Annotated in this window: 13 protein-coding genes and 1 other RNA gene; 3 read left to right on the forward strand and 11 right to left on the reverse strand. The window is 38.8% G+C overall.

Translation table 11 applies throughout. The features are described from left to right. The 11 genes from AC27H3_RS17595 to AC27H3_RS17645 all read right to left on the reverse strand — a co-directional run. Positions 1-1,221, reverse strand: a 1,221-nt coding sequence (locus AC27H3_RS17595; protein WP_487108034.1) for a hypothetical protein, incomplete at its 3' end; no start/stop codon positions are given. 443 nt (positions 1,222-1,664) lie between these two features. Continuing rightward, a complete protein-coding gene (locus tag AC27H3_RS17600) occupies positions 1,665-3,776 on the reverse strand; it encodes an MFS transporter (protein ID WP_487108035.1) in 2,112 nt (703 codons plus the stop codon). Between the two features lie 348 nt (positions 3,777-4,124). After that, entirely contained in the window at positions 4,125-4,808 is a 684-nt protein-coding gene (locus AC27H3_RS17605) for a hypothetical protein (protein ID WP_487108036.1), read from the reverse strand. A 13-nt stretch (positions 4,809-4,821) separates the two neighbouring features. Beyond that, positions 4,822-5,715: a hypothetical protein gene (locus AC27H3_RS17610; RefSeq protein WP_487108037.1), complete on the reverse strand. Its 894-nt coding sequence runs from the start codon at positions 5,713-5,715 to the stop codon at positions 4,822-4,824. Positions 5,716-5,833: 118 nt separating this feature from the next. Then, complete coding sequence (gcvP, locus tag AC27H3_RS17615) at positions 5,834-8,746, reverse strand: aminomethyl-transferring glycine dehydrogenase (protein ID WP_487108038.1); 2,913 nt, start codon at positions 8,744-8,746, stop codon at positions 5,834-5,836. A gap of 202 nt (positions 8,747-8,948) precedes the next feature. Beyond that, complete coding sequence (gene gcvH / locus AC27H3_RS17620; protein WP_085302331.1) at positions 8,949-9,338, reverse strand: glycine cleavage system protein GcvH; 390 nt, start codon at positions 9,336-9,338, stop codon at positions 8,949-8,951. 164 nt (positions 9,339-9,502) lie between these two features. Beyond that, positions 9,503-10,591 carry a glycine cleavage system aminomethyltransferase GcvT gene (gene gcvT, locus AC27H3_RS17625; RefSeq protein WP_085302329.1) on the reverse strand — a complete coding sequence of 363 codons (1,089 nt, stop codon included), beginning with the start codon at positions 10,589-10,591 and terminating at the stop codon, positions 9,503-9,505. Between the two features lie 492 nt (positions 10,592-11,083). Beyond that, complete coding sequence (locus tag AC27H3_RS17630) at positions 11,084-12,406, reverse strand: UbiH/UbiF/VisC/COQ6 family ubiquinone biosynthesis hydroxylase (RefSeq protein WP_085302327.1); 1,323 nt, start codon at positions 12,404-12,406, stop codon at positions 11,084-11,086. 95 nt (positions 12,407-12,501) lie between these two features. Further along, positions 12,502-13,779: a 2-octaprenyl-6-methoxyphenyl hydroxylase gene (gene ubiH / locus AC27H3_RS17635; protein ID WP_487108039.1), complete on the reverse strand. Its 1,278-nt coding sequence runs from the start codon at positions 13,777-13,779 to the stop codon at positions 12,502-12,504. A 34-nt stretch (positions 13,780-13,813) separates the two neighbouring features. Then, entirely contained in the window at positions 13,814-15,148 is a 1,335-nt protein-coding gene (gene pepP, locus AC27H3_RS17640; RefSeq protein WP_487108040.1) for a Xaa-Pro aminopeptidase, read from the reverse strand. A 171-nt stretch (positions 15,149-15,319) separates the two neighbouring features. Then, positions 15,320-15,889, reverse strand: coding sequence for a UPF0149 family protein (locus AC27H3_RS17645; RefSeq protein WP_085302323.1), 570 nt, complete (start codon positions 15,887-15,889; stop codon positions 15,320-15,322). A 235-nt stretch (positions 15,890-16,124) separates the two neighbouring features. Here AC27H3_RS17645 and AC27H3_RS17650 point away from each other — a divergent pair, with 235 nt between their 5' ends. From AC27H3_RS17650 to ssrS, 3 genes are all read left to right on the forward strand, one after another. Continuing rightward, on the forward strand, positions 16,125-16,430 hold the full coding sequence (locus AC27H3_RS17650; RefSeq protein WP_085302321.1) for a cell division protein ZapA: 306 nt from the start codon (positions 16,125-16,127) through the stop codon (positions 16,428-16,430). A 26-nt stretch (positions 16,431-16,456) separates the two neighbouring features. Further along, positions 16,457-17,659: a hypothetical protein gene (locus AC27H3_RS17655; protein WP_487108041.1), complete on the forward strand. Its 1,203-nt coding sequence runs from the start codon at positions 16,457-16,459 to the stop codon at positions 17,657-17,659. 152 nt (positions 17,660-17,811) lie between these two features. Next, positions 17,812-17,993: non-coding RNA, 6S RNA (gene ssrS / locus AC27H3_RS17660), on the forward strand. Positions 17,994-18,240: the final 247 nt, after the last annotated feature.

Below are 18,240 nucleotides of genomic sequence, written 5' to 3' on the forward strand. Positions count from 1 at the left end.
TGAAGTTATCCCTGCATTACCTGTGAAAAATTTTGAATAATCAAAGCTCTCTGCTGGTAAATTAGAAAATGACGTATTAAGAACATTGTTACCTTTTGCAAGGCTAAAAGAAAAGTCAACGTCTTGTTCACCATCAATATCTACAACTAGAGGTGTTTTAAAACCATTAATAGTTTCACTTGATAATGAAACAGTGAAGTTACTTTCAGTTGTCACGTTAAAGTTTATATACTGGGTATCATGCAAACAGGTAAGGTTATACCCAAGCTGCGGAACATCTCCATAGTTTTTACCCGTGTAAAGATAGTTAGTACAATACTCTTTTGGCAAAAGGTTATACCAAGTGATGGGCATTTGTTGTCCATCACTATAGCTATCATATGATGATTCCATCAATGTTACTGATTCATTGCTAGCCATTGGCTGCATTGCTGAAATATATGTATGTAACTGGTTATTAATCTCATAAAAATCAAATAATACAGCGGTAAGGTCGCCAAATTTAGCGGTTAACAATATTGAGTAATAACCAACAGGTAGATTGAATTCAACTTGACTTTGATCATTTAATTCTACATCTCCCGAAGAATAAACTTCTGACTCTCCATTGGTAATATCATATTTTATAACATGCGCTGTTAATGAATTAACGTTGATATTTTCAGGTAAATTACCTTTGATTATATCATTAGATTCATCGCTCTTTTCCAATTTGATGCCATTTGGTAAAGCAGAGATTTCTAAGTTTATTACTACCTTTGAACTCGCCGCTTCATCTTCAATAATGGTTACATTTACTTCAGTATTTTGGTCATACCAAGTACCGGAAATTTTCACTTTATTAAGCGTAATTACATAATCCCCCGCAGATTCAGCAGAAAATGTAATCGATAAATCTTTCGCACTAACAAACGTAGTTTCGCCAGTTTGATTTACCGTTATATTATTAACCATAACTAAACCAGAGTCATAGCTCATATCAACTGCAGAAATTTCAGTATCAGAAACTACTTTTATTACTTCTGTTTCTGTAGATTTTTTACAGTCATCACAACCAGAAGTAGTTACCGTAACTGTAGGTTCAGTGGTTACTCCTCCACCACTAGTACCACCAGTAGTTGGCGCACTACTTGTAGTACCAGAGTCAGAACCTCCTCCTCCTCCACAAGCAAATAAAGTTAGGCTTAGTGTTGCAATAGATATTAACGTTAAAACTTTCATTCAATTTTCCTTGGCGGGATTTCCACTTCTTGTTTAATATTGTGTTAAATAATACCTTGATATTTAACAAGATGTAACAAGAATTTTACTTTTTAGCACTTGATAATCCTAGGGTTTAACTCCGATGTCCACTCTAAATATTATGGGTGAGTTAATAAATATTCATACAGCGATGGTAGTCGGTTTATTACTTTCTGTGGCAGTCATTACGCACCTGCCATAATAGAAGTAGGCGGATTTGAGTTAGTATAAAGGTTAAGCTGCTCGTTTAAGATGAGTGATCGTTTAGGATGAGTGTCATGCTAATCTTTAACCTCTATAGTTGAATGATATAAATTAAATATAATTTAGACATAGCACGCATCTTAAATAATTTGGGATGAATGTCTGGTTAATTCTTCCATTTGGGATGAGTGTCCGGTTAACTTCACGGTTAACTTCTGCTAATTCTTTAATTCCTTCATGCTTTGTAACGGCTTATCATCAATTGAAGTAGTTAACTCGCTGTCTTGAATTTCGTCTGAATCTTGTAATATTTCTAGTACATCAGAGGCTACTTTGGGGAAAGAATCTACGAATGTACTAGCAATGTCTACAGCATGCTCTGGAATATGGTCAACCATATGATTAATATAGCTATTTGTTGCATTCTCTATGTTTTCTAATGCATCGTCTGAGAAAACTTTTTCATTTTCATCCTCGCTTTCACTGTGGATCAAATTCTGAACATAAGCTTCAGCAACATCATTCGACGATTCGGGTAGTGATTCCGAAACCGTAAAGGCAAGGTCTTCCGATTGTTCAGGAGAAACATCGGTTAAGCGATTATAAAGCTCTGTTGCCGTATTTGTAGAGGCGGCAGCTACCCTGTCGATTGGTCGCATTGCATCTAAAGAATCTGAAAAATTTGTCATGTATTCTTCGGTCATTTCCAGTAACTTATCAGGGTATTCTTCAACCATATTTTCCGCGGCTAATTCCATTAAATCAATTCCGTTATCAGGCATTGCACTAGCAATCGCGACAATAATGTTAGTAAATTGATCAGGGTATGTAGACGTGATCCACTCAACCAATTTATCTGCTTGCTCAGGAGAAGCATTGGTTAATGCTTCAGCAATATGAATACTCATTTGTGGAGCTGCTGATGTTATTGCGGCGTATAATTTACCAATATCTACGGCATCTATAGTACTTAATGCCGCGGCTAAGTTTGACGCATTGTTTGGGTCTCTTAGCACGAGCGCTTTAACCATATTAACCGCAGCCGATGGGTTTTTATTAGCTAAGCTAATAGCAACTTCTACTTCTGGTGTTGCTTCAAATGGTGCTTCTGCATAGTGTGTACGGGGATCCAATTCAGACACTACGCCACTGGGTGTTTGCATAACAAAGCGTTCTTGCTCTTCAAGCGGTAAAGCGTGTCTTAGTTTCATCCGAATAATGATAAAAAATAATAAAGTTAAAGCGACAATATTCATAAAACCAAATAGGGCGCTACTTCCAAAAGCATCCATTGCCACTGACGCAAGATATGGACCTAAAATACATCCTAAGGCATAAATTATTAATAACGCACTCATGGCAGCCAAAATTTGTTCTTTCAATACCTTATCAAAAGTCTCAGACATACTCATGGGATAAAGACAGGCAACTAACCCTGTTATAAGTGCAATAGCCACTAAATTGAGTTTGAACATATTTTCAGACATAAGTAATGGCACAGACAAACATAGCACTATGAGCGTTGCAACCATAACTAGCATGACTTTTCGTCGGTCAAAATGATCTGACAAATAGGCGATAGGGAACTGTAAAATGATCGCGCCAAAGATCGCTGAGCCCATAAATATTGATAAATCTATATCGGTAATACCGTTTTGACTAGCAAAAATAGGCAACATATTTATTAAAGCTGCATACAAAACCCCACAATAAAAGCAACTCACCACACCCAAAGGAGACAGTTTGAAAACAGTTAATAACGACATGGATTGGCTATCTTCTATTTTGGGGCCTTTTTGGTTACTAATAACGATGGGCGTAATTGACAAGCTAAATAAAATACCGCAAATAACAAACAAGGTAATATCTTCAATTGGCGCAACATTTAATAAAAACTGGCCAGAGAATAGCGCTGTCATTATCATCATTTGATTAATGGAAAGTATGCGTCCTCTATTTTTTTCAGTCGCGCTATGGCTTAACCAACTATCAAGTGTCGCATTAGTGCAAACAATACAAAAGCCTGTAACCACCCTCATAGCGGCAAGCATCAACGGCTCTGGATAAAGACCCGACAGTAAAATAGCAACAGAGGTTAAACTACCACACATGGCAAATATTCTAATATGGCCAACACGTTGCAATAAGATACGGCTATAATATGCTCCGAACAAAAACCCCACGGACAACATAGATAAGACTAAACCCATATTATCTAGGCTCACTCCATCGTTCTGCATACGTATAGGCAATAAAATATTGCTTAATCCATAACCTAGCATTAACAAAAAACCACTTGTTAATAATAGGAAGAAAGGTTTAATGGTCATTATCACAAGCGATTATCTTCTCTATATTTGACGGCCAGCTTTAGTGGCGACATTTAATTAAAAATGATGTTACACACATCTCATGGGGAATTTTTACTGAAATATTTTTGTAGTCGATGAAGTGAATGAAGCTAAACTCACTTTACGCTTGTCTTTAGTATTTCGCCACTTCTGACAAGGTTTTTACAGGCTAATTTCTTAATAAGATTTTACACATTAGCAGCACTTAAGTTAACATTTATTGTTACTTGATTTGAATTCATGCCCGAAGTTTTATCTACCAATTCCTCCTCCAATTTTGATTACTTTAAAAAATTCGCTTTAAAAATATTCAAGTGAATATGATTATTAATTTTTTTCAAGTTTCCTTTCTCGATAAAGCCTCACCCCTCTGGGTGAAATAAAGCCTAATAAAATACCAATAAATAAAATTACAGCTTGTATGATACTGGCATATTGCACTGATTTTACTTGGTGTTTAATTAATGCATCTGCTTGAAGCATATCCTTACGCATTTTTATACTTTCTTTAGAAGGAACAAAATCTACTTTTACTCCTTCATTATCAATTATTTTTACAATCGTTCCGCTATCTTCGTAAAATGCAGCAGCCATTAATTTAGTTACTTTGACATTCTCAGCAAAGTTTTCATGACCGGGGCTTAACATCTCTTGGTACTTGCTAATTAACTCTGGATGGCTATCTAAAAGTTGTCCTGTCATAGGCTTGATTTCAGAAAGTAGAAAAAACATATAACCCGTAAACAGAATATATGCCAAGTTACCAAAAACACTTAACGCTATGTATTTTTTATAATTATTATCTTTATTTGAAATGTAATTATAAAAAGAAAAAATCACAGCGAATAGAGAGAATGACCAAAATCCTAAATCTCTTATTAATCCAAGTAACCATAAAGTTTCAGATTGCCTTACCGTAAGCGATATAAGATCAATATCATTTAAATAGACCTTAACTGCCACATAACCAATTAAATATAGCGAGACACAGAGAGATAAAACGCGGCTCATTTTGTAAGTCCTTTTACCATTTTCCTATAACATGATTATCTAAAACATCACTAGAGTCACTAATATGAAGCACTGCTGTAGCGTTATTTTTTATCTCAAAAATTTTACTTACTCCTTGTTCAGCGAGATAGTGCAACTCTTCAATACCACTAATATCAACCCATTTACCTTTACCTAAAACCGCAACTTGTTCGTCTGGCTCTAATATACCTTCTTCAAATTTAATATTGGCAGCATATACTCCAACATAGTTTCGAGGTGATAACCCCAATTTTTCTAATGCATTTTTTCTTTTTTCGTTTTCATGTTCAGTTAAAAAGCCGCCACGGTCTTTTTTATAACTAGAATCATCATGAAGAATATCTTCATGAATTTTGACCTGTCCTTCTTTCACTCTGACTAAAGCGTATTGTTCTCCGCATTTGATGAGAAAATCGCTAACTTCTTTTACAACTTTAATCGTTTCCCAAATAGTCTTAGATTCAACGTGAGAGCCTGTAGCTTTTGAAGTTACAACATTTTCTTCACATAAAGCCCTTGTTTCATATGCCGCACATCGCTTACCTGAAAAAGGTGCAATCAACGAATCCCCCAAAACAATAAGAGTTCCTTGAATTCGTATAACCTCATTATCATTACAATTAACTAAGTTCGATTTTTCAACTTCTTTGAAGGTACGAATAAACTTTTTCCTCCCCCAAAAGTACGAATACCCATAAGCAAGCAACCAAAAAATGCTCAATGTACCAACAAGTATAATGAACATACGATTCGACATGGGTTCCCAAACTTCAGCAAACCATTCAAATTTTCCAGCCAATTCCCAACCAGAAAAAACAACCAAAAATAAAATAGCAAAGCCACCAAACAAACCAATATAGTGTGTTACGGATTCATCAACTTTCATTAAGTTCACTCCTCATAATAAATTAACGTGGGTAAAGGTTAATCATTTCACTTCGATAGTATCTTAAACAAAAAAACGAGCCGAAGCTCGTTTTTTATTATTTTATATCAAAGAGTTACTAGCTTTCATAACTAGAAACAGGAGGACATGAACAAATTAAGTTACGATCCCCATATACATCATCAATACGGTTAACCGTTGGCCAGAATTTATTCGCTGCTGCCGCAGGCACTGGGAATACAGCTTCTTGAATGGTGTAACCACGATCCCAAGTTGCGGTAATATCCGCTAGTGTGTGAGGCGCGTTGTGCAGTGGGTTGTCTTCGCTTGTCCACTCACCTGAGGCAACTTTACGTACTTCATCACGAATTGACATCATAGCTTCAATGAAACGATCTAGTTCAACTTTTGATTCAGATTCAGTTGGCTCAATCATGAATGTACCCGCTACTGGGAACGACATGGTAGGTGCATGGAAACCGTAATCCATTAAACGCTTAGCGATATCGACTTCTGTAACACCAGATTCCACTTTAAGTGGACGTAAATCAATAATACATTCGTGCGCAACACGGCCATTTTTATCTGAATATAAAATTGGGTAGTGTTGGCTAAGTTTTGTTGCTAAGTAGTTAGCGTTAGTAATGGCGTATTTAGTTGCGTCTGTAACACCTTTTTTACCCAGTAAAGCAACGTAAAGGTATGAGATACATAAAATGCCTGCACTACCGTATGGTGCGGCTGAAACAGCGCCGTTACCTTTGGTGTTTTCGTTTACGTTGATCAATGCATGATCAGGCAAAAATGGTGCTAAATGCGATTTAACGCCGATAGGACCCATACCTGGACCGCCGCCGCCGTGTGGAATAGCGAAGGTTTTGTGTAAGTTTAAGTGTGAAACGTCTGCGCCAATAAAGCCTGGTGATGTAACACCTACTTGAGCGTTCATGTTTGCGCCATCAAGATAAACTTGGCCACCGTGCTCGTGCACTATGTTACAAATTTCAGCAATGGTAGTTTCGTATACACCGTGCGTAGACGGGTACGTGATCATGATACAAGAAAGGTTCTCGGCTAACTCTTCTGCTTTCGCTTTTAAGTCGGCCATGTCAACGTTACCTGATTTATCACAAGCAACTACAACCACTTTCATACCTACCATCATGGCTGATGCTGGGTTAGTACCGTGCGCAGAAGATGGAATTAAACAAATGTTACGATGTGAGTCGCCACGACTTTCGTGGTATTTGTGAATTGCGATTAAGCCAGCATATTCACCTTGCGCGCCTGAGTTTGGCTGCATTGAAATGTTGTCGTAGCCGGTAAGCTCAACTAACCAGTCGCCTAGCTCGTCAATCATATGCTTGTAGCCTTGTGCTTGGTCAACAGGTGCAAACGGATGCATGTTGGCAAATTCAGGCCATGAAACTGGGATCATTTGAGCAGTAGCGTTAAGTTTCATGGTACAAGAGCCCAATGAAATCATAGAGTGGTTAAGCGCTAAATCTTTGTTTTCTAACTTTTTGATGTAACGTAGCATCTCAGTTTCGCTGTGATACGAGTTAAATACTGGGTGCGTTAGAATGGCTGATTCACGCTGTAATGCTGCAGGAATTGACGAATGACCACTGTCGGTTATTTGTTGGTCAAGTGCTGCTACGTCTAAACCGTGCCCTTCGCCTAATAAAATATTGAATAAGTTTTGTACTTTTTCACGCGTTGTTGTTTCATCTACTGATATGCTGATTTGACCTTCAACGTCTGTACGGAAGTTAACGCCAGCAGCTAATGCACGTGCAACGATTTCGTCTTTGTTATACTGACCTTCAGAAAAGTTAAAAGTAAGCGTATCAAAGTAGTTAGCGTGAATTGGCGTTAAACCTTTACTTGCGGTACCTAAACATAAAATATCAGCAAAACGGTGAATACGTTGCGCAATAGTTTTTAAGCCTTTTGGACCATGGTAAACCGCATAAAATGCTGCCATGTTGGCTAGTAACACTTGTGCTGTACAAATGTTTGAGTTGGCTTTTTCGCGGCGAATGTGTTGCTCGCGCGTTTGCATAGCCATACGCAATGCTGGGTTGTTGCGTGTGTCTTTCGATACACCAATAATACGGCCCGGCAATGAACGTTTGAATTTATCAGAGGTTGTGAAAAATGCAGCGTGTGGCCCGCCGTAACCCATTGGAACACCAAAACGTTGGGTTGTACCAATAACGGCATCAGCACCTAACTCACCCGGTGCTTTTAATAACACTAAGCTCATAATGTCGGCAGCAACAGCAACAATACCCTTGTTGTCGTGTACTTTAGCAATTAAATCGCTAATGTCTGTTATTTCACCCGTTGCACTTGGGTATTGCAATAATGCGCCAAATACATCGTGATTAACGACTTCGTTAGCTGGGGCTACAACAATGTCGAAATCGAACATTTCGGCACGTTGTTTTACTACGTCAATGGTTTGCGGGTATACGTCGCTTGAGATAAAGAACAAGTTTGATTTTTTGTTTTTAGATACGCGTTTCGCTAATGCCATAGCTTCAGCTGCTGCAGTACCTTCATCCAGTAATGACGCTGACGCTAGGTCTAAACCTGTTAGGTCGATACACATTTGTTGGAAGTTTAATAATGACTCTAAACGACCTTGAGCAATTTCTGGTTGGTATGGCGTGTAAGCCGTGTACCAGCCTGGATTTTCTAACACGTTACGTAAAATAACGTTTGGGGTAAGTGTGCCGTAGTAACCTAAACCAATATATGTCTCGTTTACCTTGTTCAAGCTTGCAACTTTTTTCAAGTCGATTAGTGCTTGCACTTCAGTTTTGCTTTCTTCGATAGCAGGTAAATCAGCTAAACGAATATCACTAGGTACGATTTGGTCGATAAGCGCGTCAACAGAGTCAGCACCAATGTCTTTGAGCATAGCTTGCGTTTGCTCAGCATTTGGACCAATGTGGCGGCTAATAAAATTTTGTCTTTGCTCTAATTCAGCTAAAGATAACGAGTCATTATTTTGAGTAGACATAAAACAGCTTCACTATAAAGTTGATAGTATTTAAAAAACAAAGCCTCGAACTACTAGTCAGTCGGAGGCTTAAATATCGTTTTCGTAAACAATCTGCTTTTAGGCAAGGCGCTAAAGTTGTGAGTCGTATGAGCTTAGTGTACTAAGTGATTACGACGAATAACGAAAGCAACGCAGTATAAAAGTAGAGTGTGCCCGAAAACTAGTCTTCGTCGATCGAGTTTGCATACCCTTCAGCATCTAGCAAGCTATCTAACTCGCCTTCGTCTTCAATTTTCAATTTGAATAACCAACCGTCACCAAACGCGTCAGAGTTAACTAGCTCTGGTGAATCTTCAAGGTCTTCATTCACTTCTACAACTTCACCTGTAACCGGTGCGTAAATGTCTGATGCAGCTTTAACTGACTCAGCTACAGCAACGTCGTCGCCTGTGCTTACGGTATCGCCAACTTCTGGTAACTCAACAAATACCATGTCGCCTAAAAGGTCTTGTGCGTGTTCTGTAATACCTACAGTAACTACACCGTTACCTTCGTTACGTACCCATTCGTGTGATGTTGCATATTTTAATTCTGAAGGAATGTTGCTCATTGTTTGGTTCCTAGTCTGTATTTTAAAATTTTTGTTTAAATGACCATAGTATGAAGCTGCTTGCGCGTTTCAATTGATACTATAGCTTAAATATTCTGCAATTTAATAGGGTTTTATTACGCATTAATAAAAGTGCGTGTTAACCCTATATTAGTAAGAAATAGTTAAAAAACTTTTTTGCCGTTACGTACAAAGCTTGGCTTAATTACTTGAACTTTTACTAGCTTTTTACGCATTTCAACTTCTACTGTACTGCCTAATGCTGTACTACGTGGTACACGTGCCATGGCAATACTGTGGCCTAAAGTAGGAGAGAATGTTCCTGAAGTAATAATACCTTCGCCTGCTGCTGTAATTACTTTTAAGCCTGTGCGTAAAACACCTTTTTCTTCAAGCACTAAGCCGACTAATTTAGGTTGGTCACCCGCAGCACGTTGCGCCGCTAATACTTCACGGCCATTAAAGTTACGATCTTCTGGTTCCCAGCTAATGGTCCACGCCATGTTAGCGGCTAATGGTGAAACGCTTTCGTCCATGTCTAAACCGTAAAGGTTCATGCCGGCTTCTAAGCGAAGCGTATCACGAGCACCTAAACCACAAGGCTTAACGCCTGCGTCTAGTAATTGTTGCCAAAGATCGGCAGCTTGTTCAGCGGGTAAAGCAATTTCGTAACCGTTTTCACCGGTGTAGCCCGTTGTAGCGATAAATAAGTCGCCCGCTTGTGCTGAGAAAAATGGCTTCATGCCTTCAACAGCTTTATTTTGCTCTGCGCTAAGTAATGTTGCTACTTTAGCTTTAGCTTGAGGGCCTTGTACAGCGATCATGGCAAATTCAGGACGTTCAGTAATGACTACGTCAAATTCAGCTGATTGGGCGTTGATCCAAGCTAAGTCTTTTTCACGCGTTGCTGAGTTCACCACTAAACGGTAATCAGTTGTTGTGAAAAAATAAACAATTAAGTCGTCAATTACGCCGCCTTCTTCATTACACATGCCGGTATATAAAGCTTTACCTGCAACGTCTAACTTGGCAACGTCGTTAATAACTAAACGGCGTAAAAATGCTTGTGCATCTTGGCCTTGAACGTCAACAATGGTCATGTGTGAAACGTCGAACATACCAGCGTCGGTGCGCACTGCATGATGTTCTTCAATTTGAGAACCATAGTTAATCGGCATATCCCAACCGTAAAAATCAACCATTTTAGCGCCAGCTTCAATGTGCTTGGCGTGTAATACTGTTTTATTTGACATGCTACGTTTCACTCACGTTAGTTGTTTTATCTAGCAATAAAGTGCTTTTAACAGCACTATTTTATACCTTTGCGTATAAACCTAGAATAAAGACGAATGATTTACAAAAAGTGCTAAAGATTATAGCCGCGAGTAATCGTTGATTCAACAGATAAAATGGCATAATAAAAATAAAAACCCGACTAAATAATCTATTCCAAATTATATTTTCAAAAGTAGCACTTTGAAAAATATAATTCCTTTAGGGTATAAAAACTCAGCAACTTGTGGGCTAAAATTTTATATTGTTGATATGTTGCTGAGAAACTATTTTTTTATCATGTGGTTTTAATGCATTTAAAGCGGGTAAAAGCACTGATTTACTTGACCTTATAGTCAACAAAATAGCCAAACTAACGAGGCCTACTCAGAAAAAGTTAAGACCTTAAAGCGTAATATTACTTAACCTGAACTCTGGATAAGCATTCATTATCTAGAGTTCAGGTTAAACAGCTATTTCGAAGATAGTGAATTAGCAGATAATGGCTTAGCGCTCGCTTTAGCCAATACAGGTAAGTTTTCTTTAAAGCCTAACGCTTGGTTGATCATCACAGCTTTAGCCGGTGTAAACTTATTAAGCAACGACATACCTAAACCTCGTAATAATTTAATCGCACTTTGTTGCGGACTAAAGCTTTGTTTAATGGCTTCCATGGCGGCGATCATTTCTGCGGCTTCACTTTTACGCCAGCGGGCAAATTGTTGCAACGATTTATCGCTATACCAAGCGTTGTCGTCGAGCATGCCTTTAGCTTGAGCTTTACTCAGTTGTTCGCTAATCGTTTGCGACAATGCTACGGCATCGAGCAAACCTAAATTAACACCTTGGCCAGCTAACGGGTGAATAGTATGGGCAGCATCGCCAACCAACACCATACGACCTTTTACAAACTCTTGTGAAAAACGCATGGTTAACGGATAAGTAATGCGCTCGCTCAGGAGTTTAACTTCGCCAAGTTTGCCATCGCTAGCTGCGGTTATTTCTTTGCCAAACTCTTCGGCTGATAAAGCCGTTAAGCGCGAGGCTTCTTCAGGACTAGTTGACCAAACAATAGAACATAAATCTTTTTGATATAGCGGCAGCAACGCCAAAGGGCCTGTTGCTAGAAATACTTGCCAAGCCGTACTTTGATGACCTTGCTGGCATTTTACAGTAGCTACCATGGCATGATGATCATAGTCTCGAAAAGTTAACGGTACGTTCATTTGCTTACGTACCCAAGAGTTAGCGCCGTCTGCCCCTACCACTAACTTTGCCACTATTGGCATAGCTTGACTGTTGCTGCTGTCGCTAGACTCAAAGGTAGCAAATACTTCGTTATCGCTTGGGCTTAATTGTTGCAGTTTATGCTCAGTAAAAAATACGATACCACTGTCTTGTTCTGCCTTGTGCCACAGTGCGTTGCGAATAACGTTATTTTCGATAATAAAGCCCAGTTGTTCGGGATTGTTGGCAACGCTGGTGTGGTTAACATCGTTTAATGAGAAATCTAATTGTCCGTAGCCCGCTTTGTCCCAAATATGCATGTCGTGATATGGCTGGGTGCGCTGAGCAATAATGTCTTGCCAAACATTTAGGTTACTAAATATTTGTTGGCTCGCGGCATTTATAGCACTAACGCGTAGTTCTGGTTCATCGCTAAGGGTATCACTTAAGTTGCCAACTGGCGCGTTGTCGACAATAGCTACACTGAGCTCGGTTTGTTGGCGAATGGCAAGCGCCAAGGTTAAGCCAACCATGCCGCCGCCGACAATTAATAGATCAAATTTTTGCATGTTTAGCCATATTCAATTTGGTTATATTTACGTTTTTAATCGTCATATTTTAAGGGTTATGTGTTTTATGCTCATAGATATCTTTAATCTAATGATTAATAGCCCATGGTTTTCTTAACAAGTGCGTTTTTCAAACTCGGCAAATAGTTTACTACTTTTAAACCAATATTACGCCCTGCAACTAATGGCGGTAGTTGATTCGAAAATAAAGTAACTAACGAGTCGGTTAAGTTGATCACTTGCTTTTGATCTTGCCCTCGCGCTTTGCCATATTGCATTAAATTGGCAAAAGCACCGATATCTTGTTGCTGTAACAAGGCACGTTTAATCACTTCTGTCATGTCGCTTACATCACGCAAACCTAAATTAAAGCCTTGTCCGGCAATAGGATGAATAGTGTGAGAGGCATTACCAATTAGAGCCATGCGATGATAAACCTGTTCATTAGCTTGCACTAATTTAAGAGGGTAAGTAACCCGTTTACCGACATGGGTAATATTACCTAGCCAGTGGCCGAATGATTGCGATAATTGCTCAGCAAACTCGTGCTCGGGTAAATTCAGCATTTTGTCAGCAAGTTCAGGGGTTAATGTCCACACTAAAGAACATCGACCTGCGCTATTTTTTGCTGATTTACCTAGTTCAGTTGAGTTATTTTGACTTGCCGTTAAAGGTAACATGGCGATCGGGCCAGTGTCGGTAAAGCGTTCATAAGCAATGTTATTGTGATGAATAGATGTGGCAACATTAGCGATTAAAGCGGTTTGTTGATAATCGCGACTTGTTGTTGCTATGTTAGCAAATGCTCGACAAGGCGACTTTGCGCCATCGCAGGCCAGTAAAAGCGCGGCAGATAATTTTATGCCAGAGTGAAGTTCAACATTTACTTTGTCAGCTTGCCACTTTATTTCGTTAATACTGTCTGGCGTAAACCAAGTTACATGGTTTTTAGTGCTTAAGGTTTTTAGCAGCGCAGCGCCAATGTGGGTCATTTCGGCCACAAAACCAAGCGCGTCTACTTGGTGGTGCTCGGCATAAAGTCGCGCTTTGCCATAATAACCGCGATCTGAAATATGAATGTTTTTTATTGGCTCAGCATCTTGCTGTAAATGTTGCCATGCACCAATATTATTAAGGTAATTGGCGCTACCGTGAGATAAGGCTAAAACGCGATTGTCAAAACTGGCGCTTGACTGTGTTAATACAGCATTAGCTTCAATAATGGCAATTTTCAACGGTTGCTGGTTATGATCACGCAAGCCAGATAAGCTTAATGCCATTAAGCTGCCCGATAAACCACCACCTGAAATAATAACATCAAAATGTTGGCTGCTATCAGGCATATTGTTTGTTTCTGCTGCACTCGTTTTCATTATTAACCTGTTGTGTTAATTTACTGCGCCGTTTTTAATGAGCCATAAGGGCTTCAATATCGGCAATGGTTTTTGGTGCATTCACGGTTAAGTTTTCAAAGCCGGTTGCGGTTACCGCTATATTATCTTCAATGCGAACACCAATACCGCGCCACTTTTCATCAACGCTTTTATCTGTACTTGGAATATAAATACCTGGCTCTATTGTTAATACCATCCCGGCAGCAAATGGGCGTAATTGTTCGCGCATTGCGCTGGCATGGTAGTCGCCAACATCATGAACATCGAGCCCTAACCAATGCCCAAGCCCATGAATAAAGTATTTTTTACAAGCACGTTGGGCGATTAATATTGTTAAGTTACCTTGTAAAATACCTAGGTCGTACAACCCTTTTGTCAGAAATTCACAAACAATACGATTAAGCTCTGCAAGTGTTTGCCCGGGTTTAATTTCTGCAATAGCAAGGTTTTGGCTATCGAGCACTAACTGATAAATAAGGCTTTGTGGTTCGCTAAACTTACCATTTACCGGGAAGGTACGAGTAATGTCGGCTGCATAGCCCGCGAGTTCGCCGCCAGCATCTATTAGGAGTAAGTCGCCGTTTTTCAGGGCTTCGTCGTTATCGGTGTAATGTAAAATATTAGCGTTATCACCACCTGCAACAATAGAGCTATATGCCGGGTAGCGTGCACCATTACTGGCGAATTCGTGTAATAATTCGGCTTCTATTTGATATTCAAACTTGCCTGCTTGGCTTTGCTGCATTGCGCGTTGGTGAGCAACACCGCTGATCACGTTAACTTGTCGCATAATATCAAGCTCAGCATTTGACTTATGCAAGCGCATTTCGTCGAGTATGTTATTGCAATCAATCAAGGTTGTTGGCGCTTTAGCCCCGGTGCGAGAGGCTTGTTTGATTTGGCTTAACCAATTAAGTACTTGTTGTTGAAAATCGTTTTGTTCATTTTGACAAATTAACACCGCGGTTTTACCGGTTATTAACGGTATTAGCTGTTCTTCAATATCGGCTAAGGCAAAGCAGTTATCAAATTTATAATCTTTAATCGCTTTGTTTTGCCCTACGCGCCTGCCATGCCACACTTCTTGTAGTGGATCTTTTTCACGAGAAAATAAAACACTTTCGGCGACATCATCAGCATTAATGATTGCCAAAATAGCATCAGGTTCGTTAAAACCGGTTAAGTAATAAAAATGCTTATTTTGGCAAAATGGGTATTCAGTGTCGTTACTGCGCGTTACTTCTTTACCTGCTGCAATAAGCGCGATGCTATTGTTAGGCATTTGTGCGATAAAGTTTTTTCTGCGCTGACAAAATTCAGCCACGGGTAATAAGGTATTTTTGATCATAATTATTAGCTTAATTTCTGTCTGATTAACGGTAGTTGCTGATAACTTTCGTACTATTTTCGCATTATTTTCAAACTATTTTCAAACTATTTTCACACTGAGGGCCGAGTTTAATTATTTGAAGGATTAAACCCAGCCGCTTTATTGTGTTAATGCAGAATGAATGTAGCCTTAATGTAGAGTGGTTTTCTTATCTTGTGGTGCTGGCGGCGAGCCTAACTCAGTAAAACAAAGTAAGGCTGAAATGCGAACGTACTCGGCAATTTCAAAAAAGGCTTGTTCGGTGTCTTCGTCTTCTTCCATTTCGTCTGACAAATTAGCGATTTCGCCAAAGTCTACTAACACTTCTTTAACGTCTTCAGACAAGGCTGCATTTTTTGTTTGCTGTAAACCAAAGCCTAAATTAAAACCTTGCACCCATTTACCTAGGGCATGTCCACGTTCAATAATTGAGTCATCATCATCAGGCAGCATTAATTTAAAGCTGTATGAGTCGTCGAGAATTTTCTGCCAAATATCACTGTAAATATTTTTTACTAAGCTTTGTATTGTTGTAGGCAAGCCTTCAGCGTTGTTAAGCATGTCGTTCACCATAGCGATATAATCGTTACTTTCAAACTCAAAGCCGGCGGCAATTAAACCGGTAAGTACGCCATGAATTTCAGCAGCATGCGCTTCAATACCTTCACTGGTTAAAATTGCTTGTACAGAGGGGAAATCTAAAGTGGTGCTATTAGCCATAAAAATATCAGTTCAATCGGGAGTATATTGTTGGCTATGTTAACATTGGCCTAGCCTTGATTCCAGAAAAAACCATAGAGATCACTTGCATAGTGTAACTCGCACCGTTATAGTTCCACTTTATGGCGCACTACTTTTGGTTATCATTAAATTTCTTGATAATACAAGCAAGTAGCGCAACATAGCGAGCAATTTGCTCAATAAACTAAATATTATGCATTGAGAATATCGCACAATGAGCCAACACACAGTAACCATAAATGTTGCCAACAAACGACTGAAAGTCGCTTGTCCTGCTGGCCATGAATCTGCGTTGCTACAAGCTGCAAATGAAGTTAATCAACGCCTAGAACAAGACGTTAAGAAGTCTGCGTCAGTAAAATCTCCAGAACAAGCCCTAGTAATGATGTCATTAAACCTTGCCCACGATCTCATTCAAGCACGTAATGAGTTAGAGCAAGAACGCGAAAAAATGCAAAGTAAAATCGAATTACTACAAGATACAATTGAGCAAGCCGTAAACCCTACTAAAACAGCCTAGTATTATCAGCACTGAAGGATCCGTACATGAATTCGAAAAAGTATAGCCTAGTCATTATTTCTATAATCGTGTTTATTTCGACTATTAAAGTAACATCGCTGTTTTATAACAATACTCCTAGCATAACCTCTGACAAACTTTTAACTGATAGCATTACAACCACAATCAACCCAGCTTTTGATGACACTCAATCTATTGCTATTAGCAAAACTGAAAATTTTACTACAAATTCAATCCCCCCAGAAAAACAAAAAAGTAGACTGACTCAGATCATTGAAAATTGTATGAGCAATATTGCCGTTGCCGATAATGATGGTCTTACAGAAAATGATGACATTACAAATAGTGACGACTTTACAGGTAGTAATATTGCAGCACAACTAGACGCTTATTTAACTAACCTTAAACTAAGTAATAATAGCAGTGACATGCTGGCTTTATTTATGCAGAACTATCAAGCCAGTAATACTGTAAACAGCGACTTTATTTTCGAACTGCCTTCAACAAGATTACATAAAGAGATATTATTTGAACAGCAATTAGCCATGTGCTCAGCAAGTTTCAATGCGAAATATTGCAATGAACAGTTATATGCTCAAGCTAACTATATTGATAAAGAGAATGCTTATTGGTGGTTTTTAATTGCTCAAATTCACCTTTCTCAGAATAATATACCTGATGCTACTGAAGCTTTTTATGTCGCTAAAAATAAAGCCAATTACAATGAATACTACTTTGAAAAAATAAACTTTATTGAGCAAAGCACTGAACAACATAGCAGCTTAAGCACTAATATTAGCTTGGTTCATGCCATCGGCGTATCGAGTATATTCAATTTAAACTACGGTAAGTTAGTTGATTATTGCAAAGATAATTTAGATGATCTTCAATTAGCCGATTTATGCTTACAAATAGGTATTAAGCTAGAGCACAGTGCTACAACTCTTTTAGCCCATTCTATTGGGCTTACCTTGCAAGAAATTAATTACCAACATCATTTAAAGTATGATTTAGTGGCCGAAACAAAAATAAAACAAAATGCTAGAAGAGATACCATCATTAACAACAGTGATTACCGGGCAGTTGTGTTACTAATGGCCCTTGACGAAAGGCTGGCAAGAACATGGTTGAATGCTGGATTATCAAAAGGTGAATTATTTGCTATTTCACAAACAATTAACGAAGCAAAGGTATTTGCACAAGATATAAACTACCTCCCATGTCAGTAATTTTGAGTACTGTATAACTGGACTTTAAATGCCACTTTTATAAATAAAGCCTTTTCGATTAAAGAAACTTCAATTCGTTCAAGCATTAAGCAGTCAGGTCTTACAAGTGATAAAAGACTTAATTCGGCTGACAATTTTCGTTATAATGGCTTCGACTTCTGGGGTGTTTGTGTGTGAACTATGTCCCTGAGCCGATAAGTTTTACCTAAGGATGTTGATTATTAACTATTGTGCAAGCCCGACTCGTATCGGGAAGCCTACGGTTGAAATGATACGTCCGCCCTGAACACCCGGTGTTCAGGACTAATGTGAACCGCGGCACCTTGGAGGTCATCTTTATTATCCCTCTTTGTTTCACCCTGTTATTTTGTCTAAAGTATTCCTCGTTATTGCTTTCATTATGTATTTATTTAGCTAAGTTTGCTCGTGACTGGAAAAAATGAATTTATTCACAGGGAGAAAGGAAGGAGGAGTAAATGAGGAAGATATCAACAAATTTAAACCTATTTATATAAGGTGGCGCTGTTTTAGATATCAGTTTCAAGTCTATAGTTCTCAACTCATTCCCTTCTCATTGTCCC

Source organism: Colwellia sp. NW0002-52-1 (assembly GCF_057550865.1).

Bases quoted from the DNA above. Each gene is read 5' to 3' on its own strand.
- AC27H3_RS17600 (WP_487108035.1), bottom strand. From the start codon at position 3,776: ATGACCATTAAACCTTTCTTCCTATTATTAACAAGTGGTTTTTTGTTA.
- AC27H3_RS17605 (WP_487108036.1), bottom strand. From the start codon at position 4,808: ATGAGCCGCGTTTTATCTCTCTGTGTCTCGCTATATTTAATTGGTTAT.
- AC27H3_RS17610 (WP_487108037.1), bottom strand. From the start codon at position 5,715: ATGAAAGTTGATGAATCCGTAACACACTATATTGGTTTGTTTGGTGGC.
- gcvP (WP_487108038.1), bottom strand. From the start codon at position 8,746: ATGTCTACTCAAAATAATGACTCGTTATCTTTAGCTGAATTAGAGCAA.
- gcvH (WP_085302331.1), bottom strand. From the start codon at position 9,338: ATGAGCAACATTCCTTCAGAATTAAAATATGCAACATCACACGAATGG.
- gcvT (WP_085302329.1), bottom strand. From the start codon at position 10,591: ATGTCAAATAAAACAGTATTACACGCCAAGCACATTGAAGCTGGCGCT.
- AC27H3_RS17630 (WP_085302327.1), bottom strand. From the start codon at position 12,406: ATGCAAAAATTTGATCTATTAATTGTCGGCGGCGGCATGGTTGGCTTA.
- ubiH (WP_487108039.1), bottom strand. From the start codon at position 13,779: ATGAAAACGAGTGCAGCAGAAACAAACAATATGCCTGATAGCAGCCAA.
- pepP (WP_487108040.1), bottom strand. From the start codon at position 15,148: ATGATCAAAAATACCTTATTACCCGTGGCTGAATTTTGTCAGCGCAGA.
- AC27H3_RS17645 (WP_085302323.1), bottom strand. From the start codon at position 15,889: ATGGCTAATAGCACCACTTTAGATTTCCCCTCTGTACAAGCAATTTTA.
- AC27H3_RS17650 (WP_085302321.1), top strand. From the start codon at position 16,125: ATGAGCCAACACACAGTAACCATAAATGTTGCCAACAAACGACTGAAA.
- AC27H3_RS17655 (WP_487108041.1), top strand. From the start codon at position 16,457: ATGAATTCGAAAAAGTATAGCCTAGTCATTATTTCTATAATCGTGTTT.